The 24,048-nt window shown below is 69.7% G+C and carries 25 protein-coding genes and 1 tRNA gene; 9 read left to right on the forward strand and 17 right to left on the reverse strand.

Annotated elements, in window-relative coordinates; all coding sequences use genetic code 11:
- Nucleotides 1-178: 178 nt before the first annotated feature.
- Nucleotides 179-535, reverse strand: a complete 357-nt coding sequence (locus AMS65_RS07995) for a hypothetical protein (RefSeq protein ID WP_157502143.1) — start codon at nucleotides 533-535, stop codon at nucleotides 179-181.
- Between the two features lie 9 nt (nucleotides 536-544).
- Complete coding sequence (locus AMS65_RS08000) at nucleotides 545-1,033, reverse strand: SRPBCC domain-containing protein (protein WP_053383614.1); 489 nt, start codon at nucleotides 1,031-1,033, stop codon at nucleotides 545-547.
- 16 nt (nucleotides 1,034-1,049) lie between these two features.
- On the opposite strand from AMS65_RS08000, the gene AMS65_RS08005 reads away from it, so the two are divergent.
- Nucleotides 1,050-1,382, forward strand: coding sequence for an ArsR/SmtB family transcription factor (locus tag AMS65_RS08005; RefSeq protein WP_053383615.1), 333 nt, complete (start codon nucleotides 1,050-1,052; stop codon nucleotides 1,380-1,382).
- 95 nt (nucleotides 1,383-1,477) lie between these two features.
- Here AMS65_RS08005 and serA read toward each other — a convergent pair whose 3' ends face one another.
- From serA to AMS65_RS08020, 3 genes are all read right to left on the reverse strand, one after another.
- Complete coding sequence (serA, locus tag AMS65_RS08010) at nucleotides 1,478-3,070, reverse strand: phosphoglycerate dehydrogenase (RefSeq protein ID WP_053383616.1); 1,593 nt, start codon at nucleotides 3,068-3,070, stop codon at nucleotides 1,478-1,480.
- A gap of 96 nt (nucleotides 3,071-3,166) precedes the next feature.
- Complete coding sequence (locus AMS65_RS08015; protein WP_053383617.1) at nucleotides 3,167-3,487, reverse strand: hypothetical protein; 321 nt, start codon at nucleotides 3,485-3,487, stop codon at nucleotides 3,167-3,169.
- Nucleotides 3,487-3,981 (reverse strand): hypothetical protein, encoded by a 495-nt coding sequence (locus tag AMS65_RS08020; protein ID WP_053383618.1) that lies wholly within the window; start codon nucleotides 3,979-3,981, stop codon nucleotides 3,487-3,489. The genes AMS65_RS08015 and AMS65_RS08020 overlap by 1 nt, the downstream gene beginning before the upstream one ends.
- Nucleotides 3,982-4,091: 110 nt before the next feature.
- Here AMS65_RS08020 and AMS65_RS08025 point away from each other — a divergent pair, with 110 nt between their 5' ends.
- Entirely contained in the window at nucleotides 4,092-4,955 is an 864-nt protein-coding gene (locus AMS65_RS08025) for a hypothetical protein (RefSeq protein ID WP_053383619.1), read from the forward strand.
- Nucleotides 4,956-4,985: 30 nt separating this feature from the next.
- On the opposite strand, the gene AMS65_RS08030 is transcribed toward AMS65_RS08025, so the two are convergent.
- Together AMS65_RS08030 and AMS65_RS08035 are read right to left on the reverse strand one after the other, a co-directional pair.
- On the reverse strand, nucleotides 4,986-5,756 hold the full coding sequence (locus AMS65_RS08030) for an ABC transporter permease (protein ID WP_053383620.1): 771 nt from the start codon (nucleotides 5,754-5,756) through the stop codon (nucleotides 4,986-4,988).
- Complete coding sequence (locus AMS65_RS08035) at nucleotides 5,753-6,661, reverse strand: ATP-binding cassette domain-containing protein (RefSeq protein ID WP_306455225.1); 909 nt, start codon at nucleotides 6,659-6,661, stop codon at nucleotides 5,753-5,755. The genes AMS65_RS08030 and AMS65_RS08035 overlap by 4 nt, the downstream gene beginning before the upstream one ends.
- Nucleotides 6,662-6,785: 124 nt before the next feature.
- Here AMS65_RS08035 and AMS65_RS08040 point away from each other — a divergent pair, with 124 nt between their 5' ends.
- Together AMS65_RS08040 and AMS65_RS08045 are read left to right on the forward strand one after the other, a co-directional pair.
- Nucleotides 6,786-7,784, forward strand: coding sequence for a TetR/AcrR family transcriptional regulator (locus tag AMS65_RS08040; protein ID WP_053383622.1), 999 nt, complete (start codon nucleotides 6,786-6,788; stop codon nucleotides 7,782-7,784).
- A 64-nt stretch (nucleotides 7,785-7,848) separates the two neighbouring features.
- Entirely contained in the window at nucleotides 7,849-10,668 is a 2,820-nt protein-coding gene (locus tag AMS65_RS08045; RefSeq protein ID WP_053383623.1) for an ATP-dependent RNA helicase, read from the forward strand.
- Nucleotides 10,669-10,780: 112 nt separating this feature from the next.
- On the opposite strand, the gene AMS65_RS08050 is transcribed toward AMS65_RS08045, so the two are convergent.
- From AMS65_RS08050 to ilvD, 8 genes are all read right to left on the reverse strand, one after another.
- A complete protein-coding gene (locus tag AMS65_RS08050; RefSeq protein WP_053383624.1) occupies nucleotides 10,781-11,554 on the reverse strand; it encodes an ABC transporter permease in 774 nt (257 codons plus the stop codon).
- Nucleotides 11,551-12,333 (reverse strand): ABC transporter ATP-binding protein, encoded by a 783-nt coding sequence (locus tag AMS65_RS08055; RefSeq protein ID WP_053383625.1) that lies wholly within the window; start codon nucleotides 12,331-12,333, stop codon nucleotides 11,551-11,553. Before AMS65_RS08055 ends, AMS65_RS08050 begins: the two co-directional genes overlap by 4 nt.
- Nucleotides 12,333-12,704, reverse strand: coding sequence for a DUF1048 domain-containing protein (locus tag AMS65_RS08060; protein ID WP_053383626.1), 372 nt, complete (start codon nucleotides 12,702-12,704; stop codon nucleotides 12,333-12,335). Before AMS65_RS08060 ends, AMS65_RS08055 begins: the two co-directional genes overlap by 1 nt.
- Before the next feature lie 2 nt (nucleotides 12,705-12,706).
- Nucleotides 12,707-13,036: a PadR family transcriptional regulator gene (locus tag AMS65_RS08065; RefSeq protein WP_053383685.1), complete on the reverse strand. Its 330-nt coding sequence runs from the start codon at nucleotides 13,034-13,036 to the stop codon at nucleotides 12,707-12,709.
- 343 nt (nucleotides 13,037-13,379) lie between these two features.
- Complete coding sequence (gene ilvC, locus AMS65_RS08070) at nucleotides 13,380-14,396, reverse strand: ketol-acid reductoisomerase (RefSeq protein WP_394324722.1); 1,017 nt, start codon at nucleotides 14,394-14,396, stop codon at nucleotides 13,380-13,382.
- Between the two features lie 200 nt (nucleotides 14,397-14,596).
- Nucleotides 14,597-15,106 carry an acetolactate synthase small subunit gene (ilvN, locus tag AMS65_RS08075; protein ID WP_053383628.1) on the reverse strand — a complete coding sequence of 170 codons (510 nt, stop codon included), beginning with the start codon at nucleotides 15,104-15,106 and terminating at the stop codon, nucleotides 14,597-14,599.
- A 2-nt stretch (nucleotides 15,107-15,108) separates the two neighbouring features.
- Nucleotides 15,109-16,848, reverse strand: a complete 1,740-nt coding sequence (locus tag AMS65_RS08080) for an acetolactate synthase large subunit (protein ID WP_394324721.1) — start codon at nucleotides 16,846-16,848, stop codon at nucleotides 15,109-15,111.
- Nucleotides 16,849-17,043: 195 nt separating this feature from the next.
- On the reverse strand, nucleotides 17,044-18,738 hold the full coding sequence (gene ilvD, locus AMS65_RS08085) for a dihydroxy-acid dehydratase (protein WP_053383630.1): 1,695 nt from the start codon (nucleotides 18,736-18,738) through the stop codon (nucleotides 17,044-17,046).
- A gap of 117 nt (nucleotides 18,739-18,855) precedes the next feature.
- Here ilvD and AMS65_RS08090 point away from each other — a divergent pair, with 117 nt between their 5' ends.
- The 5 genes from AMS65_RS08090 to AMS65_RS08110 all read left to right on the forward strand — a co-directional run bounded on the left by AMS65_RS08090 (nucleotide 18,856) and on the right by AMS65_RS08110 (nucleotide 21,870).
- On the forward strand, nucleotides 18,856-19,065 hold the full coding sequence (locus tag AMS65_RS08090) for a hypothetical protein (RefSeq protein WP_053383631.1): 210 nt from the start codon (nucleotides 18,856-18,858) through the stop codon (nucleotides 19,063-19,065).
- An 85-nt stretch (nucleotides 19,066-19,150) separates the two neighbouring features.
- Nucleotides 19,151-20,377 carry a Na+/H+ antiporter NhaA gene (nhaA, locus tag AMS65_RS08095; RefSeq protein WP_053383632.1) on the forward strand — a complete coding sequence of 409 codons (1,227 nt, stop codon included), beginning with the start codon at nucleotides 19,151-19,153 and terminating at the stop codon, nucleotides 20,375-20,377.
- 122 nt (nucleotides 20,378-20,499) lie between these two features.
- Nucleotides 20,500-20,572: transfer RNA gene (locus tag AMS65_RS08100), tRNA-Lys, on the forward strand.
- A 97-nt stretch (nucleotides 20,573-20,669) separates the two neighbouring features.
- Nucleotides 20,670-21,476: an inositol monophosphatase family protein gene (locus AMS65_RS08105; protein WP_053383633.1), complete on the forward strand. Its 807-nt coding sequence runs from the start codon at nucleotides 20,670-20,672 to the stop codon at nucleotides 21,474-21,476.
- Between the two features lies 1 nt (nucleotide 21,477).
- Nucleotides 21,478-21,870 carry a DUF3054 domain-containing protein gene (locus AMS65_RS08110; protein ID WP_053383634.1) on the forward strand — a complete coding sequence of 131 codons (393 nt, stop codon included), beginning with the start codon at nucleotides 21,478-21,480 and terminating at the stop codon, nucleotides 21,868-21,870.
- Nucleotides 21,871-21,903: 33 nt separating this feature from the next.
- On the opposite strand, the gene gap is transcribed toward AMS65_RS08110, so the two are convergent.
- Complete coding sequence (gene gap / locus AMS65_RS08115) at nucleotides 21,904-22,905, reverse strand: type I glyceraldehyde-3-phosphate dehydrogenase (protein ID WP_053383635.1); 1,002 nt, start codon at nucleotides 22,903-22,905, stop codon at nucleotides 21,904-21,906.
- Between the two features lie 129 nt (nucleotides 22,906-23,034).
- On the reverse strand, nucleotides 23,035-23,973 hold the full coding sequence (locus AMS65_RS08120) for a GlxA family transcriptional regulator (protein ID WP_053383636.1): 939 nt from the start codon (nucleotides 23,971-23,973) through the stop codon (nucleotides 23,035-23,037).
- Nucleotides 23,974-24,048 lie beyond the last annotated feature (75 nt).

The following is a 24,048-nucleotide window of genomic DNA, read 5'->3' on the forward strand; positions in this document are numbered from 1 at the left end:
CAGTAGAAGGCCACTCTGCACCGCAGAGGGATCCACCACCGAAGACCAGCCCGCCAGTCGACGCGCTCGATTCTTCGTTGACGCGGGTGTGCACCCGCACGATCAGACTACCACTGGCCCCCGGCAAACCCCGAGAACGCGGCGTCGGCGGTGGGACGCACTCACAGCGGGATCGCAGTCAGCGCTGGTCCGGAGCCCCTCGACGCACCTGCCATTTCTGCGCGCGCGGCGCTCGACCGTGACGAGAGGTGTACTCGGCGATCGCCTCCTCGCGCAGCCGTGCCGGGTCGTCTCCCGCGAGCGCGCGGAAGACGAGCCCACGCACCCAGCCCGCATCCGGACCGTCGAGGTGCTTCGGGAACTCGCGCTCCAGATCCTCCAGCGGCACGACCGCCGCGTGGCTGCTCGGACCGTCGTCCTCCCAGACTCCGGCGAGACGCTCGCCGAAGGCGAACTCGACTCCCTTGCGGGTGAAGAAGCGCCGGCCGTGCTCGATCAAGGCGAGGAACTCCACTTCGACCACTTCGGCAGGCATGCTCACCCCTTACTTGTAGAAGCCCTCGCGCAGGTTGATCCCGTGCTCCAGCCAGGCCTTCATCGCCGCGAGCATTCCGGTCCACCCCATGCAGTTGCCGAAAGCGCCCGCTGCCCCCTTCGTCGTCGGCTTCCACGACTTCTCGGTGATGGTCACGAGCGTTCGCGATCCGCCGTCGACCGGTTCGAACAGGAACGTCGTCTCCGTCGTCGACGCGGTCGCAGACTCGTCGCCCGCCCATCGGATGACGATCCTCTCGTCGGGCACCGCCTCGACGACCTCGACCGGGAAACGGCCGGGGAAATCGTCGAAGTCCCACGAGACTTCGGCCCCCGACTCGAGCCGCCCCCGCGCTCCCCCGGTCGTGAAGTACCGGGACAGCTGCTCGGGATCAGCCACGGCCTCGAAGACCTCGTGCGGCGTCTTCGAGACGTGGCCGGTCACGGTGAACGACAGCTCCTCGAGTGGCGCGTCAGCGGCGCCCGCATTCGCATTCATGTGATATTTTTATCACATGAGCGAGGAAAAGGGAACGACTTCGGATGATTCCCGCGATGACGCCGTCTTCAAGGCCCTCGCGAACTCCACCCGTCGCCGGATCCTCGACCTGCTGCGCACCGAACCCCGCAGCACCGGAGACGTCTGCGACGCCTTCCCCGAGCTCGATCGCACGACCGTGCTCCAGCACATCCGCGTGCTGGAGCGGGCGGAGCTCCTGACCGGAAGGCGGGTCGGGAAGACGCGCAGGCTGGCTCTCGCGCCGCTGCCGATCAAGCGCATTCACGACCGGTGGATCGGCGAGTACACCCGCGCAGCCGTCGACGTGCTCGCGAGGCTCGACGACTGAACCCACGGAGCCCCAGCACTCACGGCGATCGGCGCGGAGACGCGCTGAGGGCCCCGCCTCCGAACGGAAGCAGGGCCCTCAGTGCGGCACGTTACTTACAGCGCGTCGACGTCGATCGTCACGAGGCGCTCGGCGCCGATGGCCTCCCGCAGGCTGCCGATGATCGATTCCTCGACCGGCGCATCGACGGAGAGCACCGAGAGCGCGGTGCCCTTCTTCTCGTCCCGGGCGATCTGCAGCCCGGCGATGTTCACGCCGGCCTCGCCGAGCAGGCTGCCGTAGACGGCGACGATGCCCGGACGATCGGTGTAGCTGAAGACGATGAGGTGCTCGGGGATGGGGAGCTCGACCTCGTAGCCGTTGACCTCGACGATCTTCTCGATCTGCTTCGGGCCGGTGAGCGTGCCCGAGACCGAGACCTGGGTGCCGTCGGTCAGGGAGCCGCGGATCGTGACGACGTTGCGGTAGCTCTCGGAGAACTCGTCGACGCTGAAGCGCACCTCGACATTGCGCTGCTCGGCGAGCAGGGGTGCGTTGACGTAGGAGACCGGTTCGCTGACGACCTTCGAGAAGATGCCCTTGAGCGCAGCGAGGCGCAGCGCCTCGACGTTGCGCTCGGCCAGCTCGCCGTGCACCTCGATGTCGAGCGAGGCGAGCGGGCCGTCCGCGAGACCCGCGAAGACCTGGCCGAGCTTCTCGGTGAGCGGCAGCCCCGGGCGCACGTACTCGTCGATGACGCCGCCGGCCACGTTCACGGCATCCGGCACGAGATCTCCGGCGAGCGCGAGTCGCACCGACTTCGCGACCGAGACGCCGGCCTTCTCCTGGGCCTCTTCCGTGGAGGCGCCGAGGTGCGGGGTGACGTTGACGTTCGGCAGGCCGGTGAGCGAGGTGTCGGCCGGGGGCTCCTGCACGAAGACGTCGAGCGCAGCACCGGCGATCTCGCCGGTCGCGAGCGCCTCGGCGAGCGCCGCCTCGTCGATCAGGCCGCCGCGCGCCACGTTCACCACGTACGCGGTGTTCTTCATAGCCCGCAGCTGCTCCGCACCGATCATGCCGAGGGTCTCAGGAGTCCGGGGCATGTGGATCGTGAGGAAGTCGGCTCGCTCGACGAGCTCCTCGAGCGTGACGAGCTGCACACCGAGCTGCTGGGCCCGTGTCGCGGTGATGTAGGGGTCGTAGGCGACGAGTTCGACGCCGAAGCCGCGCAGGCGCTCGGCCACGAGCGCACCGATGCGGCCGAGGCCGATGATGCCGATCGTCTTCTCGTAGAGCTCGATGCCGGTGAAGGAGGAGCGCTTCCACTCCCCCGCGGACAGCGAGGCGTGCGCGCGCGGCAGGTGCCGCGCGAGCCCGAGGATGTGGGAGACGGTGAGCTCGGCCGCACTGATGATGTTCGACGTGGGCGCGTTGACGACCATGACGCCGGCCTGGGTCGCGGCCTTGATGTCGACGTTGTCGAGGCCGACACCCGCGCGGGCGACGATCTTCAGCTGCGGCGCCCAGCTCAGCGCCTCAGCGTCGATCTGCGTGGCGGAGCGCACGAGCACTGCGTCTGCGGTCGCGAGCGCCGAGCGCAGAGCGTCGCGGTCGGTACCGTCGACGTTCACCACCTCGAAGTCCGGGCCGAGTGCGGCGATGGTGGCGGGCGAGAGTTGTTCGGCGATCAGCACGACCGGCGCAGACATCAAACGGTTCCTTCGGAGTCAGCGGCAAAAATGACCCGGCGCACGGCACCGGGATTTCAGTCTACCCCGCGCAGCGGTACCGAGACGCCGGTACCGTCATGCGAAGAAACCGGACTGGGGCACGAGGTGCATCACCTCGAGCTGCACCACGGCGACCACGCCCAGACCCGCAGCGATCACCAGCAGCCGCAGCGCGGCCGAGCGCCCCCTGCCGATCACGAGCGAGAGCACGTACACCACCACCGGCATCAGCACTCCGAATCCCAGCCAGAACCAGCCGCTCGGAGTGATCCCCAGCCCCATCGCAGATGCCATCTGCGGCAGCAGCACGAGGTTGCCGACGCCCGCGACCACCGTCGAGGCGTAGAGGCCGGTCAGCAGCACCCCGATGCCCCATGCCAAGATCCGTCGTGCCATCAGGCACCACCCCCCGCGAATACGGGCAGGGGCAGCAGGACGACCGCTCCGATCACGATCCAGAGCGCCAAGCGGCGCGTGCCGGCCCCGCGGTTCAGCAGCAGCGCCGCGAGGAACCACAGCAGCGGCGCGAGCGGCGCCGCCCAGAACACGATCTGCTGCAGCACGCCGCCCAGCGAGCCGCTCGCCGCGGTGAGCTCGGCGTTGATTCCGGCGTAGTACCGCGCCCAGCTCAACCAGATCCAGGAATAGAGCAGGTACAGCCCGCCGAAGACGCCCAGCAGCACGAGCGCCCCGTTGCTCATCTGCGGGCGAGGATCCCCCTCGGATGTCGCGTCATCGAGGGGTCCGGGGGCGTCCACGGCGTCCGGGTGGGGGTCGGCCGGGGCATCGGCGATGCCCGCGACAGCTGCGGCGGGATCCGGATCCGCCTCCACCGTCCAGCCGCTCGCGAGTGCGCTCTCGCGCGCCTCGCGGGCAGTCTTCTTTCGCATGTTTCCACCCTAGCGACACCCGGCTCGGAGACCCCGGAGAGGATCGGTGGCGCGCGAGCGCGCGGGACGCCCTATGCTGAACGCCAGGATCGAATGCGCAAGGAGCGAATATGGCCGAATCGCCGAAGAAGAAGGTCGTCCGCGTCGAGAGCTCGAAGACTTCGTCTCAGGCCCGCGGGAAAGCCGGTGAGCACGACGGCGACGAGCCGGTGTGGACGCCGGAGCCGGAGGCCAAGGCGAAGGCGACCCGGCTGCGCTGGATCTCGTGGGCCGCCTGGATCGTCGCGATCGGCATCGAGGTGTTCGCGATCTTCTGGGTGCTCAAGCAGGTGCCCGTGAACATGTGGCTGCTCATCGGCGCGATCGTGGTGACCGGCGTGCTGTCGGTGGCCGGATCGCTGTGCTGGAAGCAGGCGAATCGGCTCGATCCCGCCTCGAAGCGGGATCGGGTGCGCTTCTTCGTGCAGAACCAGCTGGGCGCGATCGTGGCGATCATCGCCTTCCTCCCGCTCATCATCCTGATCTTCCTCAACAAGAACATGGACGGCAAGCAGAAGGCCCTCGCCGGCGGCGTCGGCATCGTGGTGCTGCTCATCGCCGCGGCCTTCGGCATCTCCTATCAGTCCCCTTCGCAGGAGCAGTACGCCGAGGAGACGAACATCGTGCAGCAGCTCACCGGGGAGGATCGCGTCTTCTGGGTGAAGGGCGGCTCGGTGTTCCACGTCTGCGACGCGGTGCCGGACGTGAACAAGGAATCGCAGGACGGCCAGATCTACGAGGGCACGGTCGCCGCGGCGCACGAGGCGGGCAAGGACCGTCTGGTCAGCTACTGGCAGCGCGAGGCCGTGAACTACTGCGGCTACACCCAGGAGCAGGTCGACGCGGTCGAGGCGGAGCTGAGCGGCGACGCGCCGGCCGTCGAGCCGGAGCCGGCGGAGGATCCCACAGATCTCGAAGAGGATACCGCGGGCTGACGCCCCACCGCACCCCGCGCCGCCGCTCTCTCAGCGGCGCGGGAATCGCCACGCGATGACGACGGCGCCGACCACGACGATGCCTGCGCACCACGCGAGGGCGAACCACGCCTGCCCGCCGGGGTCGCCGCCGAGCAGCAGGGCCCGGATCGCGTCGGTGAGCGGCGTGACGGGCTGCCCGGCCGCGAACGGGCGCAGCCAGTCCGGCAGGGTGTCGAGCGGCACGAAGGCGCTCGACAGGTACGGCAGGAACAGGAGTCCGAAACCGTAGCCGTTCGCGGCCTCCGGGCTCGACGAGAGCAGACCGATCGCGGCGAAGACCACCGTGACCGCGAGAATCCACGCCAGCACGAGCGCCGCCGCCGCGACCCACTCCAGCGGTCCCGCCACCGGCCGGAAGCCGAGCAGCAGGCCGACGCCCACCACGATCGCGGTGGCCAGCAGATTCCGCAGCACGCTCGCGACCACGTGCCCTACGAGGCAGCACGCCGCGGGTGTCGGCAGGCTGCGGAAGCGCTGCATCGCGCCTCCCGTCACATCGCGGTTGACCGACACCGCGACCGAGGCCGCCCCGAAACCCGAGCAGAGCACGATGATGCCGGGCAGCACGAAGTCGACGTACTCCCCGCCCGCGTCGATCGCGCCTCCGAACACGACGGTGAACAGCAGCATGAGCATGACGGGCAGCACGATCGCCATCATCAGCCCCTCGCCGTCGCGCAGGCTGTGCCGCATGCTGCGCCCGACGAAGACCTTGCTCGCCGCGATGGGCCCCGTCCCCTGATGCATCGTGATACTCATGCTGCGACCTCCTGCCGCTCGTCGTTCCGTCCATCGCCGAGATCACCGTGCTGCCCCGTGAGTGCGAGGAACGCGTCATCCAGCGTCGGTTTGCGCAGCTCGAGCCGCAGTTCCCGCTCGTCCTCCGAGAGTCCCGCGAGCGCGTGCTCGATACCGGCGGCGGTGCCCGAGACCTCCAACGTGCGCCGCACCGTCCCGTCCCGATCCACCAGTACCGCGGTCTCCTCGCCCACGAGCGCCGTCAGCGACGCCACCGTGCCGTCGGCGACGATCCTGCCGTGCTGCAGGATCGCGACCCGGTCGGCCAGAGCCTCCGCCTCGTCGAGCATCTGCGTCGTCAGGAAGACGCAGCATCCCTCGGCGGCGAGCGCCGCGATGTCGTCCCAGAGGTGCGCTCGGCTCGCGGGGTCGAGTCCGGTGGTCGGCTCGTCGAGGAACAGCACGGCCGGGGTCGAGACGAGCGAGGCGGCGAGGTCCACGCGCCGACGCATGCCGCCGGAGTAGCCCGCCACCCGCCGATCGGCCGCCTCCGTGAGTTCGAATGATTCGAGCAGCTCGGCGGCGCGACGCCGCGCGTCCCGCTGCGAATGGCCGAGCAGCCGCGCGATCATCACGAGGTTCTCCCGTCCGGTGAGCGCCTCGTCGACGGAGGCGTACTGCCCCGTGGCGCCGATGAGCCGGCGCACCGTCGCAGCCTCGCGCACGACGTCGTGGCCCAGGATCCTGGCACTGCCGGCCGCGGGGCGCAGCAGTGTGGTGAGGATCGAGACGAGCGTCGTCTTACCGGCACCGTTGGGCCCGAGCAGCGCGAAGATCCCGCCCGAGATCTCCAGCGAGAGCCCGTCGAGCACGGCTCTTCCGCCGTAGCGCTTGTCGAGATCCTCGATCTCGATGGTGGATGTCATCATTCCTCCTCGGCGTCCTGCCGTCGCGCGAATCGCAACAGCTTTGTTCATAAACAGTATGCACCATAAACAGTAGATGTGTCACACAGTTATGATCGAATACGGTGGACGCGAGGAGGAGCACATGGACGAAGCAGAGGTATCGCGCACGCTCGCGCTCGCATGGGGGCTCGCGGCGGCCCCCCAGCGCGGCCCTAAACGCGAGCTCACGCTCGAGCGCATCGTCGACGCCGCGATCGGGATCGCGGACGCCGAGGGGCTCGCAGCGGTCACGATGCAGCGGGTCGCGCAGGCCTTCGAGTTCAGCACCATGGCGCTCTACCGCTACGTGGCGACCAAGGACGAGCTGTATCGACTGATGCTCGATGCCGCCTTGGGCGCGGAGCCCCTGACGGTCGACGCGGAGGACTGGCGGGCCGAGATGCGCGCCTTCCTGGGCGAACTTCTCGGGATGTACCGCAGGCACCCCTGGGTGCTCGACATCCCGCTCAGCCCCGACATCCACCTGATGCCCGGCCAGCTGCGCGCCGCGGACCTCGGCCTGCGCGCCATGCGCGGCTTCCCGGCACCGGCTCAGACGAAGCTCGCGGTACTCATCCTCCTCTCCGCGTTCGCGCGCGGGCACGCCGCGGTGGAGCGCGAGGTGCTCGCCGGGAGCGAGATGAACGCGGCGACACGGGCCCTCATCGAGGAGGCCGTGACGCCGGCGCTCTTCCCCCACGTCGCACCCCTCGTGCGCAACGGCAGCTACTTCGGCGATGACCCGTCCGGAGGCGGCGCAGGCCCTGCCCGGCCTTCCGTTCCATCGGCCGAGCCGGTGCAGGAGGACGCCGACGCGATCCTCGAGTTCTCCACCGACGTGCTGCTCACCGGCCTCGAGGCCACGCTTGCGGGAATGCCCGAGCAGCCGGAGGGCGCGCCGCCCGTCCCCGAGCTCTCCCCGCAGGAGATCTACGAGGCGGCGGAGGCGGAGCTGCGCGCGCACGTGGAGCTGCGCAAGCGCACCCAGCAGCGCGTGCGCGAGCTGGAGCGCCAGGAGGCGGCGCTGCACAAGGCCCGGGATCGCGCGAAGGAGCTCGCCAAGGCTCACGCGAGGCACCTCCGCTCGCAGGCCGAAGGGTAATCGCGGCCCCCGCGGACGGACGGGCGGGCACGCGGGGCGAAGCGCCCGCTCCTAGGATGGTCGTGTGACCCCGCCCCGCTTCGACCTCGACCGCATCGGCGCGGGCCTCGTCGTCGCGGAGGAGTGCGAGCAGCTGCGCCGCGCTGCGGAATCGGGCGCCATGGTCGTCACCGCGCCGCCCGGCACCGGCAAGACCACCTTCGTGCCGCCGCTCGTGGCGAACCTCCTCGCGGAGCGCGGGGACGGACCGGATCGGGTGCTGCTCACACAGCCGCGGCGCGTCGCCGTGCGGGCCGCGGCGACGCGCATCGCGGAGCTCGATGGGAGCGCGCTGGGCGGCCCGGTCGGGTTCACGGTGCGCGGTGAGCGGCGCACCGGCTCGGACACCCGCATCGAGGCGCTCACTCCGGGCGTGCTGCTGCGCCGTCTGCTCGCCGATCCGTCGCTCGAGGGTGTCGGGGCGGTCATCCTCGACGAGGTGCACGAGCGCTCGGTCGACGGCGACCTGCTGCTCGGCATGGTCGCGGAGCTTCGTGCACTGCGGGACGACCTCCTGGTCGTCGCGATGTCCGCCACGCTCGACGCCGATCGCATCGCGGAGCTGCTCGGATCGGCCGGCGGCGGCTCGGGATCGGGCACCGCACCGGTCGTCGGGATCCCGTCGGCGCTGCATCCGCTGCAGGTCGACTACGCCCCGTTCGACGGCGCGCGCCTCGACCGGCGCGGGGTGACCCGGGAGTATCTGGCGCATCTGGCGGCCGTCGCCGCCGCTGCCCAGCGGGCCGAGGGGTGCGACGCGCTCGTGTTCGTTCCGGGTGCGCGGGAGGTGGACGAGGTGGTCCGGCTGCTGCGCGAGCGCCAGCGAGTCGACGTGCCTGTGCTGAGCGAGCGCCAGCGAGTCGACGTGCCTGTGCTGAGCGAGCGCCAGCGAGTCGAAGTGCCTGTGCTGAGCGAGCGTCAGCGAGTCGAAGTGCTCCCCCTGCACGGCCGGATCCCGGCGCGCGAGCAGGATCGCGCGGTGCGGGGACGAGGGGCCGGGGATCCTCCGCGGATCGTGGTGAGCACCGCGCTCACCGAGAGCTCCCTCACGGTGCCGGGCGTGCGTCTGGTGATCGACTCCGGTCTCTCGCGCGAGGTGCGGCGCGATCGCGCGCGGAGCATGACCGGGCTCGTCACGGTGAGCGCTTCGCGGGCCAGCGCCGAGCAGCGGGCCGGGCGCGCGGCGCGCCAGGCGCCGGGGCGCGCGGTGCGCGTCTACTCGGAGACCGACTTCGCCCGTATGCCGGCCGAGTCTGCCCCCGAGATCGCCTCCGCCGATCTCACCGACGCGGCGCTGCTGCTCGCCGCATGGGGCACGCCGGGAGGAGCGGGGCTCGCCCTGCCGACGCCCCCTCCGGCCCCGGCCATGCGAGAGGCCGTGGCCGTGCTGCACGCACTGCAGCTGATCGACGACGCCGGCCGCCCCACCCCGCTGGGCACTCGGGTCTCACGGCTGCCCGTGGGCGTCCGAGAGGCTCGCGCACTGCTCCAGGGCGCCGCCGAGCTGGGCGATGCCCGGTCGGTCGCGGAGGTCGTCGCAGCGGTCTCCGACGACCATCGCGACCCGGGCGCCGACCTGCCGCGGCTGCTGCGCGAGCTGCGCTCCGGCCGTGCACCGGGGGCGGAGCGCTGGCGCCGCGAGAGCCGGCGGCTCGAACGCATCGCGGGCGAGCAGGTGTCGCGCGCAAGCGGGGCGAGGGAGGTCGGGGGGCCGGGCACCCCGGGTTTCGACTCCGCTGCGCTCCGCTCAACCGGCGGGACAGGGCACAACGCACTCCGCTCAACCGGTGGGACGGACGCCGCCGCACGCGCCACGACCGGCGGACCGCGCGGCGACCTCCCCGGCATCGTCGTAGCTCTGGCCCGCCCCGAGTGGATCGCACGCCGGGTCGGCGAGGGATCCCGCGCGTACCTCCTCGCGAGCGGTACGCGCGCGGCCCTGCCCGAGGGCAGCGCGCTCCTCGGAAGCGAGTGGATCGCGGTGCGGGAGGTGCAGCGCGCCGAGGGGCGCATCGCCGACGGAACAGGCGCGGTGATCCGACTCGCCGCGCCCCTCTCCGCGGACGACGCGCTGAGGATCGGAGACGCGCTCGTCGCCCGCGTGCGCTCGTCGCGCATCGAAGAGGGCCGCGTACGCGTGCGGGAGGAGCGCCGGCTCGGCGCCGTCCTCCTCGCCTCGACGCCGTTGGCCCCGACCGGCGACGATACCGGTCCGGCCTTCGCCGCCCACCTGCGAGAGTCGGGCCTCGCTGCGCTGGAGTGGTCGGATTCCGGGTCGGCGCTGCGCGCGCGCCTCGCGCTGCTGCATCGAGAGCTCGGCGATCCGTGGCCCGCGATGGACGAGGAAGCGCTGCTGCGCGGAATCGAGGACTGGCTCGGACCGGATCTCGCGCGGCTGCGACCCGATGCGTCTCTGCACCGCGTCGACACGGCCGCGGCCCTGCGCCGCATGCTGCCGTGGCCCGAGGCGGCGCGCCTGGACGAGCTCGCGCCCGAGCGCCTCGCGGTGCCCTCCGGATCGACCGTGCGGATCGACTACCCGGCCCCGCGCGGCAGCAACGACGGCGATGCCGATCCCGCAGGCCGCCCCGTGGTCGCGGTGAAGCTGCAGGAGCTCTTCGGCCTCGCTCGCACGCCTCGGCTGGTCGACGGCCGGGTGCCGATCCTCTTCCACCTGCTCTCCCCCGCGCGTCGACCGCTCGCCGTCACCGACGACCTCTCGTCGTTCTGGAACGGCCCCTACCAGCAGGTGCGCCGCGAGATGCGAGGTCGCTACCCGAAGCACCCGTGGCCCGAGGATCCGTGGACCGCGGAGGCCACCGCGCGCACCAAGCGCCGCACGTGATCCCGCCGCCGCTTCACCCGCTCCTCTTCTCCGAGATCCCGATTTCCGCCGCCTTCGGGGAGCCTCTGCGACAAGAATCGGGATCTCGGGGCCACACCCCGCGCTGACCGCGCTAGAGCGCCTTGCGCCGGTAGATCGCCATCGCGATCGCGTAGGCGATGAGCAGGATGCCGATGCACCAGGCGAGCGCGATCCAGATGCCCGCATCGGCCGGCTGCCCCGCGAGCAGTCGGCGGATCGACTCGACGATCGCCGTCACCGGCTGATGCTCGGCGAACCATCGCACCGGTCCGGGCATGGAGCCCGTGGGCACGAACGCGGAGCTGAGGAACGGCAGGAAGATCAGCGGATAGGAGAACGCGCTCGCCCCGTCGACGGTCTTCGCGGTGAGACCCGGGATCACTGCGATCCACGTCAGAGCGAGCGTGAACAGGACGAGGATGCCCACCACCGCGAGCCACGCGAGCACCCCGGCGCTCGACCTGAATCCCATGAGGAGGGCGACTCCGGTGACGACCACGAGCGACACGAGGATCGCGACGAGCGAGGTGAGCACGTGCGCCCACAGCACGCTGGAGCGGGCGATCGGCATGGATCGGAACCGCTCGACGATGCCGCTCTGCATGTCGGTGAAGAGCCGGAACGCGGTGTACGCGATGCCGGAGGCGACCGTGATGAGCAGGATCCCCGGCAGCAGGTAGTCCACGTAGCCTCCGCTTCCCGCCCCCTGCCCGGTGTCGATGGCGCCGCCGAACACGTAGACGAACAGCAGCAGCAAGGCGATCGGCATGATGGCCGTGGTGATGATGGTGTCCGGACTGCGCAGGACGTGGCGCAGAGACCGGCCCGTGAGCACCGCCGTGTCGCCGAGAACGTGCGCGGTCATGAGGCGCTCCCTCCATCGGCCCCGACGATCGAGAGGAAGATCTCCTCCAGGGTGGGGCGCTTCTCCACGTATTCGATCTTCGCGGGCGGCAGCAGCCGCTCGAGCTCGTCGAGCGTGCCGTCGGCGATGATACGGCCCCGGTGCAGGATCGCGATGCGGTCGGCGAGATGCTCGGCCTCCTCGAGATACTGCGTGGTGAGCAGCACCGTCGTGCCGCCCCGGGCGAGCTCGGCGACAGCCCGCCAGACCTCGACGCGCGCCTGCGGGTCGAGGCCCGTCGTCGGCTCGTCGAGGAAGATCACGGCGGGATCGCCGATGAGGCTCATGGCGATGTCCAGGCGACGGCGCATGCCTCCCGAGTAGGTGGCGGCCCTCCGCGCCCCGGAGTCGGTGAGCGAAAAGCGGGCGAGCAGCTCGTCCGCGATCGTGCGGGGATCGTCCTGATGCCTGAGCCGTGCGACCATCACGAGGTTCTCCCGGCCGCTGAGCGTCTCGTCGACCGCGGCGAACTGCCCGGTGAGGCTGATCGACTCGCGCACGCGCGGGGCCTCCGCGGCGACATCGTATCCGTTCACCTCTGCGGAACCGCCGTCGGCGCGCAGCAGGGTCGAGAGGATCCGCACCAGCGTCGTCTTGCCCGCTCCGTTCGAACCGAGCAGCGCGAGGATGCCGCCCCGCTCCACCTCGAGGTCGATGCCCCGCAGCACGTGCAGGTCCTTGAACGACTTCTGCAGTCCGCTCACCCGTATCGCGGGGTCGCTCCCCGATGGCTCCGACATCAGGGGGCCTCTTCGATCGAGACGGCTCGCTCGATGGCGGCCGTCAGCCGGCGGCGCTCCTTGCTGATCCACCGATCCTCCGAGTAGTTCTCGAGGAACGTCTCGGCGAACTCCACCGGATCCTCGCCCACGATGTCCCGGATCGCCGTGCCGCTCGCCGCGCTCTGCTCGAAGAGTTCGATGAGGTCCTCGAGCATCGCCACGAGCGTGTCGCCGGAGGTGATGCCGCCGAACGTCATCAGGTAGCGATCCAGCGCCTCCACCGAGACCCGGTAGCTCTCGGGCAGCGCCTTCACGCGCGCCTTGTACTGCTTGTACTGCTTCTTCTGCTCGAGCGATCCCGTGACCTTCTCGATCCATGCTGCAGGCATCTTCATCCTCCCTCTCCGCGGAGCTCTTCGATTCGTTCGGCGAGGAAGTCCCAGCTCGTCCAGAACTCCCGGAGCCGGTCGCGGCCCCGCACATTGAGCGTGTAGACCTTGCGCGGAGGCCCCTTCTCCGAGGGCACCTTCTCCACGTCGACCATGCCGCGCTGCTCGATCCGCACGAGCAGCGCGTAGACCGTGCCCTCCGCGATATCGGCGAACCCCCGCTCGCGCAGACCCGCGGTGATCTCGTAGCCGTATGCCGGGCGCACCGCGAGGAGCGCCAGGACGACGCCCTCCAGCACGCCCTTGAGCATCTCCGTCATCTGCTTGCTCACGCCGAGAGCCTCCACTACTCACTGACACTTACTACCAGTACATAGTATCACTGAATAGCAACGTCGCAACCGGGTTCCGGGCACGCAAAAGGCGCCCGGGGATGAACCCCGGGCGCCTTCTCGTCAGGCGATGCTTCGATCAGTGCGCGGCGCTGCCGTCGACTCGTGAAGACCGCTCGCGGTCTTCAGCAGAAGACACAGACCTCCCGACTACGTCGACGGCACCACCGTCGAACCGATCTCAGCGCGCGGCCGAACCGTCGACCCGTGAAGACCGCTCGCGGTCTTCAGCAGAAGACACAGACCTATCGACTACGTCGACGGCACCACCGTCGAACCGATCTCAGCGCGCGGCCGAACCGTCGACGTAGTCCTCGTCGGTCTGCTTCCAGGCGAAGAGCTTGCGCAGCTCGCGGCCGGTGGTCTCGATCGGGTGCTGCTCGGCCTTGGTGCGGAGCTCGATGAACTCCTTGCCGCCGTTGTCCTGATCCTCGATGAAGCGCTTCGCGAACGCACCCGACTGGATGTCGGCGAGCACGGCCTGCATGTTCTCCTTGACGCTGGCGTCGATGACGCGCGGGCCCGACACGTAGTCGCCGTACTCGGCGGTGTCGGAGACCGACCAGCGCTGCTTGGCGATGCCGCCCTCCCACATGAGGTCGACGATCAGCTTCAGCTCGTGCAGCACCTCGAAGTAGGCGATCTCGGGCTGGTAGCCGGCCTCGGTGAGCGTCTCGAAGCCGTACTGCACGAGCTGCGAGGTGCCGCCGCAGAGCACGGCCTGCTCGCCGAAGAGATCGGTCTCGGTCTCCTCGGTGAAGGTGGTCTTGATGACACCGGCGCGGGTGCCGCCGATGGCCTTTGCGTAGGAGATCGCGGTGTCCCAGGCGGTGCCCGAGGCGTCGACCTCGACGGCGATGATGTCCGGGATGCCGCGGCCGGCCTCGAACTCGCGACGCACCGTGTGGCCCGGGGCCTTGGGGGCGACGAGGATCACGTCGACGCCCTCGGGCGCCTCGATGTAGCCGAAGCGGATGTTGAAGCCGTGGGCGAAGGCGAGGGTCTTGCCCGGGGTCAGCTTGTTCTTGATCGACTCGTTGTAGATCGAGCGCTGGTGCTGATCAGGCGCGAGGATCATGATGAGGTCGGCCCACTCGGCCGCGTCGGCCACGGTCTTGACCTCGAAGCCGGCCTCTTCGGCCTTCTGGATCGACTTCGAGCCCTCCTTGAGCGCGATGACGACCTCGACACCCGAATCGCGCAGGTTCATGGCGTGCGCGTGACCCTGGGAGCCGTAGCCGACAACGGCCACCTTCTTGCCCTGGATGATCGAGAGGTCGGCGTCGGCGTCGTAGTACATCTCTGCCACTGGGTTCTCCTTGTGTTGTGTGGTTCTAAGACGTCATTCTGCGCGAAGTCGCAGAATCTCATCTGATTCTTGTTCGGTTATGTTCTGGATCGAGATCCTGCGACTCGCTTCGCTCGCGCAGGATGACTGTTCAGTTGTGGATCCTGCGATCCGCTTCGCGGCCGCAGGATGACGGCTGGCTTCGCCGGCCGTCAATTCTTGAAGACGCGCTCGGTGATCGACTTGGAGCCGCGCCCCATGGCGATGAGGCCCGACTGCGCGATCTCCTTGATGCCGTACTGCTCGAGCACCTTGAGGAAGGCATCGATCTTGCCGCTGTCGCCGGTCACCTCGATGGTGAGGGCGTCGGGCACGACGTCGACCACGCGAGCGCGGAAGAGGGTGACGGCCTCGAGCACGTGCGAGCGCGACTGGTTGTCGGCGCGCACCTTGATGAGCACGTGCTCGCGCTGCACCGAGGTGGACTCGTCGAGCTCCACGATCTTGATCACGTTGACGAGCTTGTTGAGCTGCTTGGTGACCTGCTCCAGCAGCACCTCGTCCTCGTCCACGACCACCGTGATGCGTGACAGTCCGCGCATCTCGGTCGGCCCGACGGCGAGCGACTCGATGTTGAAGCCGCGGCGGGCGAAGAGCCCGGCGACACGGGTCAGCAGACCCGGCTTGTCCTCGACGAGGAGGCTGAGTACGTGGCGGCTCATGATTACTCCTCCCCCCACTCGGGGCTGTGCTCGAGGGCGTACTGGATATCGCTGTTGGAGGTGCCCTGGCGCACCATGGGCCACACCATCGCGTCGGCGCTCACCACGAAGTCGATGACGACGGGGCGATCGTTCGTCTCGAGCGCCAGCTTGATCGCGTCGTCGACCTGATCCTCGCGCTCCACGCGCAGCGCGAGGCAGCCGTAGGCCTCCCCCAGCTTCACGAAGTCGGGCACGCGCTGCGAGCCGTGCCCGGTGTTGAGCTCGGTGTTGGAGTAGCGACCGTTGTAGATGAGGGTCTGCCACTGACGCACCATGCCCAGCGAGGAGTTGTTGATCACCGCCACCTTGATGGGGATGTTGTTCACCACGCAGGTGGCGAGCTCCTGGTTCGTCATCTGGAAGCAGCCGTCGCCGTCGATCGCCCACACCGTGCGGTCGGGCTCGGCGACCTTGGCTCCCATCGCGGCGGGAACGGCGTAGCCCATCGTGCCGGCGCCGCCCGAGTTGAGCCACGCGTTGGGGCGCTCGTACTTGATGAACTGGGCGGCCCACATCTGGTGCTGCCCCACGCCGGCGGCGTACACGCCCTCGGGGCCGGTCAGCTCGCCGATGCGCTGGATCACGTACTGCGGCGCGAGCAGCCCGTCGCTGTTCTCCTGGTAGCCGAGCGGGAACTTCTCCTGCAGCAGGCGCAGGCGATCCCACCAGGGGGTGATGTCCGCGAACTCCCGGCTGACCTTGGCCGTGGAGACGGCCGCGATGAGATCGGAGATCACGTCGGCGGCATCGCCCACGATGGGCACGTCGGCCGAGCGGATCTTGCCGATCTCGGCGGGGTCGATGTCGGCGTGGATCACCTTCGCGTCGGGCGCGAAGAGCGCGGCCTTGCCGGTGACCCGGTCGTCGAAGCGAGCACCGAGCGTGATCAGCAGGTCGGACTCCTGCAGCGCGAGCACCGCGGGCACCGTACCGTGCATGCCCGGCATGCCGAGGTGCTGCGGGTGGGAGTCCGGGAACACGCCGCGCGCCATGAGCGTGGTCACGACCGGTGCGCCCACGAGCTCGGCGAGCTGCAGGAGCTCCTCGGAGGCTCCGGCGCGGCCGACACCGCCGCCCACGTAGAACACGGGGCGCTCGGCCGCAGCGATGAGGTCTGCAGCAGCCTGGATCTGCTTGCTGTTGGCCTTGGTGATGGGGCGATAGCCGGCGAGCTCGACGCGGGGATCCCACACGAAGTCGAACTCGCCCTCCTGCGCGTCCTTCGTGATGTCGACGAGCACGGGGCCCGGGCGACCTGTCGAGGCGAGGTGGTAGGCCGCCGCGATCGCTGCGGGAACCTCCTCGGGGCGCTTCACGAGGAAGGAGTGCTTGGTGATGGGCATGGTGATGCCCACGATGTCCGCCTCCTGGAAGGCGTCCGTGCCCATGAGGTGCGAGAACACCTGGCCGGTGATCGCGAGCAGCGGCACCGAGTCCATGTAGGCGTCGGCGATCGCCGTGACGAGGTTCGTGGCTCCGGGGCCCGAGGTGGCGATGCAGACACCGACCTTGCCGCCGGCGGCCGCGAAGCCCTCCGCGGCGTGGCCGCCGCCCTGTTCGTGGCGCACCAGCACGTGGCGCAGCGTATCCGCGTCCATGAGACTGTCGTAGAGGGGCAGCACAGCTCCGCCGGGCAGGCCGAAGACGTCGCTGACGCCGAGCGCTTCGAGGCTGCGCACGACAGCCTGGGCGCCGGTCATCCGCTCGCCGCGCGGAGCCGCGGTGGCTGGTGAGGGAATTGCACTCGATTCCGAGGTCATTGCTTGCTTTCTCAATAGAGGTATCGGGCGATGGCGGCGGGATCCTGACGATTCGCGGAGGAACCCGGGCGGGTGTCGCACCGGCGGGATCCTCGCGGCAGCGAGGGATCCGGCCGATTTCGGACCGTGTGAGGGCTAACCGGTGACGGCCCCTTCAGAGGCCGACCGCACGAGCTTCGCGTACTTCGCCAGAACACCGCGCGTGTATCGCGGGGGAAGCGGGGCCCAGCTTTCTCGTCGGGCCTCGAGCTCAGCGGGATCTACCAGCAGATCGAGCGTTTGTGCAGCGATGTCGACCCGAATCAGGTCTCCGTCGCGGACCAGGGCGACCGGACCTCCGTCCGTCGCCTCAGGTGCGATGTGGCCGATGCAGAGGCCGGTTGTGCCGCCCGAGAATCGTCCGTCCGTCAATAGTAGTACATCTTTTCCGAGCCCGGCGCCCTTGATGGCCGCCGTGATGGCGAGCATCTCGCGCATACCGGGTCCGCCCTTCGGACCCTCGTACCGGATCACCACGATGTCGCCCTTGGAGATCGCGCCCTCGGTGAGGGCGTCCATCGCGGCGCGCTCGCGGTCGAACACCCGCGCCGGCCCCTCGAACAGCTCGGCGTCGAAGCCCGCGGTCTTCACCACGGCGCCCTCGGGCGCGAGAGAGCCGTGCAGGACCGTGAGCCCGCCCGTCGCGTGGATCGGGTCGTCGAGCTGGTGCACGACCTCGCCGTCGAGCGGGTCGGGGTCGAGCTCGGCCAGGTTCTCCGCCATCGTCTTGCCCGTGACGGTGAGCGCATCGCCGTGCAGCAGGCCCGCATCGAGCAGCGCCTTGAGCACGACGGGCACGCCGCCGTGGCGGTCGATGTCGGCCATCACGTACTTGCCGAACGGCTTCATGTCTGCGAGGTGCGGCACCTTCGCGCCGATGCGGTTGAAGTCGTCGAGGGTCAGGTCGACCTCGGCCTCGCGGGCGATGGCGAGCAGGTGCAGCACCGCGTTGGTGGAGCCGCCGTAGGCCATCAGCAGCGCGATGGCGTTCTCGAAGGCCTTCTTCGTCATGATGTCGCGGGCGGTGATGCCCAGACGGATCATATTCACGACCGCTTCGCCCGAGCGATGGGCGAAGTAGTCCCGGCGTCGATCAGCGCTGGGCGGTGCGGCCGAGCCCGGCAGGCTCATGCCGAGGGCTTCCGCGATCGAGGCCATGGTGTTGGCGGTGTACATGCCGCCGCAGGCGCCCTCGCCGGGAGCGATCGCGCACTCGATGCGCTTGAGGTCCTCCTCGCTCATCGTTCCGGCCTTGCACGCGCCGACCGCCTCGAAGGCGTCGATGATCGTGACCTCTTTCTGGGTGCCGTCGGTGAGCTTCACCCAGCCGGGCGCGATGGATCCCGCGTACAGGAAGACGGAGGCGAGATCGAGCCGGGCCGCCGCCATGAGCATGCCGGGCAGCGACTTGTCGCAGCCGGCGAGCACCACGGTGCCGTCGAGCCGCTCGGCCATCACCACGGTCTCGACGGAGTCGGCGATGACCTCACGCGAGACGAGCGAGAAGTGCATGCCCTCGTGGCCCATCGAGATGCCGTCGGAGACCGAGATGGTGCCGAACTGCAGCGGATAGCCGCCGCCGGAGTGCACGCCCTCCTTGGCGCCCTGCGCCAGGCGGTCGAGGCTGAGGTTGCACGGCGTGATCTCGTTCCACGAGCTCGCAATGCCGATCTGGGGCTTATCCCAGTCCTCGTCTCCCATGCCGACGGCGCGGAGCATGCCCCTCGCCGCGGCCTTCTCGATCCCATCGGTGACGTCGCGGCTCCGCGGCTTCATATCGATCTCTGACATACGCTCCAGTCTAAGCCCTCACTCATGCTCCGGCGGTTCTGGCACGGCCGCCCTAGCCGATCGGAAGCAGCGGTGCCACCCCTCCCCCGCGTGAGTCTCACCCGCTAGGCTGTCGGCATGTCGATCGGCAAGTACGTCACCAACCCCGGCGTCATCGGTGCAGCCCTGGGCGCCGCCACCACAGCACGTCGCACGCAGTCCATGCGCAAGGACTGGCGGCGGATCCTCGTCTGGGGCGTATGGCTCGCGGGCCTGGCACTCGCGGTCGCGAGCGTCGCCATGCAGGAGCAGGACGACGACTTCTCATCGGAGCGGCGAGCGAAGTAGGGTCGCGCAAAAGTCGATAGGCTGTATCCCGGTGAGCCGGGAAGTCTGGTCGGCAATTCGAGTCGACCGACCCCGAAAGGCCGCCATGTCCGTTCCTCCCGCCCAGCGCAGCAGGCCCCGCCGCATCCTCGCACTCGTCAACAAACGCGAGGCCGCCCGCGTCAGCCGGCTGCTGCGCGCTGAACTGCCCGGGGGCATCCTCGTCATGGCGGCGGCGCTCGCGGGCTTCGTCGCGGCCAACAGCCCGCTCGCCGCCGGCTACTTCTCGCTCCGGGACGCCCGAATCGGCCCCGAGTCGCTGCACCTCGATCTCAGTGTGGGCCACTGGGCCTCCGACGGACTGCTCGCGATCTTCTTCTTCATGGTCGGGCTCGAGCTCAAGCGCGAGTTCGTCTCGGGTGCGCTCCGCCGCTTCTCCACCGCGATCGTCCCGGTCGCGGCGGCCTTCGGCGGGGTCGCGATCCCCGCACTCATCTACGTCGCCTTCACCGCCGGAACCCCCGACGTCCACGGCTGGGCCATCCCCACCGCCACCGACATCGCCTTCGCCGTCGCGGTGCTCGGCCTCATCGCACCGCGCATCCCGCCGGCCCTGCGCATGTTCCTGCTCACCCTCGCGGTGGTCGACGATCTCATCGCGATCACCATCATCGCGATCTTCTACACGAGCGGGATCGAGATCTGGGCGCTCGCGGCCGCTCTGGCGGTGATCGCGCTCTACGCGCTCGTCGCGCGGCGGTTCGCCCCGCAACTCGCGCGTTCCTCGTGGGCGCCGTGGCTCGTCCTGCTGCCCATCGGCGTCGTCGCGTGGGCCCTGTTCCACGCGTCGGGCATCCACGCCACGATCGCGGGCGTGCTGCTGGCGTTCACCGTGCCGGTCTCCGGCAGGGACGGCACGCAGCTCGCCGAGATCTTCGAGCACCGCTTCCGCCCGCTCTCGAGCGGCATCGCCGTGCCGGTGTTCGCCTTCTTCGCGGCGGGCGTCGCCGTCGGCGGCGACTCGCGCTTCCCGTTCGACCCGATCGCATTCGGGATCGTGGCGGGCCTCGTGCTCGGCAAGCCGCTCGGCATCTCGCTCATCACCTGGCTGCTGACGCGCTTCACACGGGCCCGGCTCGACCCGGCGGTGCGCTGGCGCGAGCTCATCGGGGTCGGCGCGCTGGCCGGGGTCGGGTTCACGGTGTCGCTGCTCGTCACCGAGCTGAGCTTCTCGGACCCCGCCGACGCGGACACCGCCCGTCTGGCCGTGATGGCCGGCTCGCTGCTCGCCGTGGCCGTCGCCTCGGCGCTGCTCGTTCGCCGGCGACGGTGAGCGGGCGGTCCGGGCGGCGCGATCCCGCCCGGACCGGCGCGCCACGCCCGAGCAGCGCGAGTCGATTTTTACTGCCGAGCCGAGCCGTGTTAGAGTATTCCTCGTTGCTCAGCGAGCAGCAGGCGCCTTTAGCTCAGTTGGTAGAGCAGCTGACTCTTAATCAGCGGGTCCACGGTTCGAGCCCGTGAGGGCGCACGCATCTCGGAAGGCCCGGCACAACGTGTCGGGCCTTTCGCGTACCCGGAGGTTCCGTTCACCTCCGGTTCAGTTCCAGCCCAGGAAGCCGAGACCGATGACCCAGCAGCTCCCCGCCCACTCCGCAGACCTCGCGTTCGCGCTCGAACTCGCCGACCTCGCCGATTCGATCTCACTCCCCCGCTTCCACTCGGCCGATCTCGCGATCGAGACCAAGCCCGATCGCACCTTCGTCACCGACGCCGATCGCGCCGTCGAGGCCGCCATCCGCGCTCGCATCGAGGCGGATCGTCCGGAGGACGGCTTCTTCGGAGAGGAATCGGGTCGCGAGGATCGCGGCTCGCGCCGCTGGATCGTCGATCCCATCGACGGCACCGCCAACTTCCTGCGTGGGGTTCCCAACTGGGCCACGCTCATCGCGCTCGAGATCGACGGCACGCCCTCCGTCGGCGTGGTGTCGGCTCCGGCCTTCGGCGCGCGCTGGTGGGCCGAGACCGATGGCGGTTCGTGGGGTCGACGGGTCGGCGAGGATCCGCGCCGGCTGCGGGTGTCGGGCGTGCGCGAGCTCGAGCACGCCTCGCTCAGCTTCCAGAGCATCGAGCAGTGGGATCTCGCCGGCTATCTCGACCCGCTCATCGCGCTCACGCGAGCGGTCTGGCGGGATCGCGCCTACGGCGACATGTGGTCGTACATGCTGCTGGCCGAGGGGCTCGTCGACATCGTCGCGGAGTTCGACGTGAAGGCGTACGACCTCGCCGCTCTCGTGCCGATCGTGCGCGAGGCGGGCGGCCGCTTCACCGATATCGACGGCTCCGAGAGCGCCTGGAACGGCAGCTCGCTCGCGACGAACGGCGCCCTGCACGACGCGGTGCGCGAGACGATCGCCGCCTCACTGGGGCGCTGACGTGGCTCCCGAGACCGCCCGCGGCGCACGCCCGGCGTCGATCGCACTCGCGGTGGCGTGCGACGCGCTGCTCGTGGGCCTGTTCGCAGGCCTCGGCCGCAACGAGCACGCGCGCGCCGCGACTCTGGGCGGGCTGCTCGAGACCGCGTGGCCGTTCCTCGCGGGGCTCGCGATCATGTGGATCGCGGCGACGGTGTGGAAGCGCCCGTTCGCCGTCGTGCGCTCCGGCATCCCGATCTGGGCCGGCACCGTGGCCATCGGCATGCTGCTGCGCGCGCTCACGGGTGCGGGCACCGCGCTGCCCTTCGTGATCGTCGCCACGATCACGCTGGGGGCCTTCCTGCTCGGCTGGCGCGCCCTCGTCGCGCTGATAGCAAAACTCCGCCGCGCGTAGAAGAACGCGCGGCGGAGTCGGGCTGCCGGGGGGTCAGGCCGCGAGCTTCGCGAGCATCTGCGCCGCGCGGTTGGAGAATCCCCACTCGTTGTCGTACCAGGCGACGACCTTCACGTAACGGCCGTCGACCTGGGTCAGGTCTGAGTCGAAGATCGACGAGTACGGGTTTCCGACGATGTCGGACGAGACCAGCGGATCCTCGGAGTACTGCAGTACACCCTTGAGCGGGCCCTCCGCGGCGGCGTTGCGGTACGCCGAGAGCACCTCGTCGAGGGTCACCTCGCGCGACACGGTCGCGTTGAGCTCGACGATGGATCCGACGGGCACGGGCACGCGGATCGAGGTTCCCTCGAGCTTGCCGTCGAGCTGCGGCAGCACGAGCCCGATCGCCTTCGCCGCTCCCGTCGTGGTCGGCACGATGTTCAGGGCGGCCGCCCGGGCACGACGCGGGTCGCTGTGCGGCCCGTCGATGAGGTTCTGATCCTGCGTGTAGGCGTGCACGGTGGTCATGAACCCGTGTTCGACACCGGCGAGCTTGTCGAGCACGTCCGCAAGCGGGGCGAACGCGTTCGTGGTGCACGATGCGTTCGAGACGATGAAGTCCTTCTCGGGATCGTAGAGGTCGTCGTTGACGCCGTAGACGACGGTGAGATCCGCACCGGTCGCCGGGGCGCTGATGAGCACGCGCCGGGCACCCGCCTCGATGTGCTTGCGGGCCCCCTCGGCCTTGGTGAAGCGCCCCGTCGATTCGAGCACGACGTCGACGCCGAGCTCGCCCCACGGCAGCTGCGCGGGATCGGCGGAGGCGAACACCTTGATGCGGTGGTCGTCGACGCGCAACTCCCCGTCGGCGAAGGAGATGTCCCGCCCGAGCCGCCCGTAGACGCTGTCCCACTCCAGCAGGTGGGCGAGAGTGGCGCCATCGGTGAGATCGTTGATCGCCACGACCTCGAGTTCGCTCTCCTGCGAGAGCAGGGCGCGGAGCACGCCGCGCCCGATTCGTCCGAAGCCATTGATTGCTACACGACCGGTCATGAATTCAGGTTCCCTTTCAGAAGCGCGTTCAGAGGTATCTGAGTCCAGACTGTCGCACTCCCGCGCGCAAGAACAGTGGCTGTAATGCCATAGTTCGAATGGATAAGGCCAAGATCGCGCGCTCGCTTCTCAGGACTCCGAGAAGGTGCGGCGGTACTCGGTCGGCGTCGTGCCGAGCACTCGCCGGAAGTAGCGCCGCAGGTTGGTCGCCGTGCCGAGCCCGACGGTCGCGGCGATCTCCTCGATCGCGAGGTCCGTCTCCTCGAGCAGCTCGCGGGCTCGATCGACGCGGGCCCGCATGATCCACTGCATCGGCGTATAGCCGGTCTCGTCGCGGAACCGGCGGGAGAAGGTGCGCGGCGAGACGCTCGCGTGCCCCGCCAGCCGCTCGATCGTGAGCGGCTCGCCGAGGCGGCGCAGCGCCCAGTCCCGCGTGCGGGTGAAGCGCTCGCCGTGCGATTCGGGCACGCTCTGGGGCACGTACTGCGCCTGGCCGCCGCTGCGGTACGGCGCCGCGACGAGGCGCCGCGCCGCGTGGTTCGCGACCGCCATGCCGGCCTCCTTGCGCAGGATGTGCAGGCAGAGGTCGATGCCCGATGCCGCTCCGGCCGAGGTGAGCACCGATCCCTCGTCGACGAACAGCACCCGGTCGTCGACCTGCACCCGGGGGTAGCGCTCCGCGAGGCTCCGCGCGTAGTGCCAGTGCGTCGTAGCCCGGCGTCCGTCGAGCAGTCCCGTCTCGGCCAGCGCGAAGGCGCCGGTCGAGATCGCGGCGAGCCGCGCCCCGCGCTCGTGGGCGCGCAGCAGTGCCGCGGTGAGCGCCTCCGGGGGGCGCTCGCGATCCGGATACCGGTATCCGGGGACGAAGATGAGGTCGGCCTCATCGAGCGCCTCGAGGCCGTGCTCGACGTGGTAGGACAGCCCGTCGCCGCCGGCGATGAGCCCGGGGTGCACCCCGCAGACGTCGACCGAGTACGGCATGCTGGCGCGCGTGGTGAACATCTGCGCGGGGATGCCGACGTCGAGGGGTTTCGCCCCTTCCAGCACGACGACTGCGACTCGCCTCATGGTGCATCAGTGTACCGGGGCCGGGCTCGGCCGCCCTCCCGGAGGCGCCGGCCCGGCGGTGTCCGAGGCCCGTGC

Origin of the sequence: Leucobacter celer subsp. astrifaciens (assembly GCF_001273835.1) — a bacterium.
In the GTDB taxonomy this organism is placed as follows: Bacteria; Actinomycetota; Actinomycetes; order Actinomycetales; family Microbacteriaceae; genus Leucobacter; species Leucobacter celer.

Coding starts and splice junctions, on each gene's coding strand:
- AMS65_RS07995 (WP_157502143.1), bottom strand. CDS start 535: ATGCCTGCCGAAGTGGTCGAAGTGGAGTTCCTCGCCTTGATCGAGCAC.
- AMS65_RS08000 (WP_053383614.1), bottom strand. CDS start 1,033: ATGAATGCGAATGCGGGCGCCGCTGACGCGCCACTCGAGGAGCTGTCG.
- AMS65_RS08005 (WP_053383615.1), top strand. CDS start 1,050: ATGAGCGAGGAAAAGGGAACGACTTCGGATGATTCCCGCGATGACGCC.
- serA (WP_053383616.1), bottom strand. CDS start 3,070: ATGTCTGCGCCGGTCGTGCTGATCGCCGAACAACTCTCGCCCGCCACC.
- AMS65_RS08015 (WP_053383617.1), bottom strand. CDS start 3,487: ATGGCACGACGGATCTTGGCATGGGGCATCGGGGTGCTGCTGACCGGC.
- AMS65_RS08020 (WP_053383618.1), bottom strand. CDS start 3,981: ATGCGAAAGAAGACTGCCCGCGAGGCGCGCGAGAGCGCACTCGCGAGC.
- AMS65_RS08025 (WP_053383619.1), top strand. CDS start 4,092: ATGGCCGAATCGCCGAAGAAGAAGGTCGTCCGCGTCGAGAGCTCGAAG.
- AMS65_RS08030 (WP_053383620.1), bottom strand. CDS start 5,756: ATGAGTATCACGATGCATCAGGGGACGGGGCCCATCGCGGCGAGCAAG.
- AMS65_RS08035 (WP_306455225.1), bottom strand. CDS start 6,661: ATGACATCCACCATCGAGATCGAGGATCTCGACAAGCGCTACGGCGGA.
- AMS65_RS08040 (WP_053383622.1), top strand. CDS start 6,786: ATGGACGAAGCAGAGGTATCGCGCACGCTCGCGCTCGCATGGGGGCTC.
- AMS65_RS08050 (WP_053383624.1), bottom strand. CDS start 11,554: ATGACCGCGCACGTTCTCGGCGACACGGCGGTGCTCACGGGCCGGTCT.
- AMS65_RS08055 (WP_053383625.1), bottom strand. CDS start 12,333: ATGTCGGAGCCATCGGGGAGCGACCCCGCGATACGGGTGAGCGGACTG.
- AMS65_RS08060 (WP_053383626.1), bottom strand. CDS start 12,704: ATGCCTGCAGCATGGATCGAGAAGGTCACGGGATCGCTCGAGCAGAAG.
- ilvC (WP_394324722.1), bottom strand. CDS start 14,396: ATGTACTACGACGCCGACGCCGACCTCTCGATCATCCAGGGCAAGAAG.
- ilvN (WP_053383628.1), bottom strand. CDS start 15,106: ATGAGCCGCCACGTACTCAGCCTCCTCGTCGAGGACAAGCCGGGTCTG.
- AMS65_RS08080 (WP_394324721.1), bottom strand. CDS start 16,848: ATGACCGGCGCCCAGGCTGTCGTGCGCAGCCTCGAAGCGCTCGGCGTC.
- ilvD (WP_053383630.1), bottom strand. CDS start 18,738: ATGTCAGAGATCGATATGAAGCCGCGGAGCCGCGACGTCACCGATGGG.
- AMS65_RS08090 (WP_053383631.1), top strand. CDS start 18,856: ATGTCGATCGGCAAGTACGTCACCAACCCCGGCGTCATCGGTGCAGCC.
- nhaA (WP_053383632.1), top strand. CDS start 19,151: ATGTCCGTTCCTCCCGCCCAGCGCAGCAGGCCCCGCCGCATCCTCGCA.
- AMS65_RS08105 (WP_053383633.1), top strand. CDS start 20,670: ATGACCCAGCAGCTCCCCGCCCACTCCGCAGACCTCGCGTTCGCGCTC.
- gap (WP_053383635.1), bottom strand. CDS start 22,905: ATGACCGGTCGTGTAGCAATCAATGGCTTCGGACGAATCGGGCGCGGC.
- AMS65_RS08120 (WP_053383636.1), bottom strand. CDS start 23,973: ATGAGGCGAGTCGCAGTCGTCGTGCTGGAAGGGGCGAAACCCCTCGAC.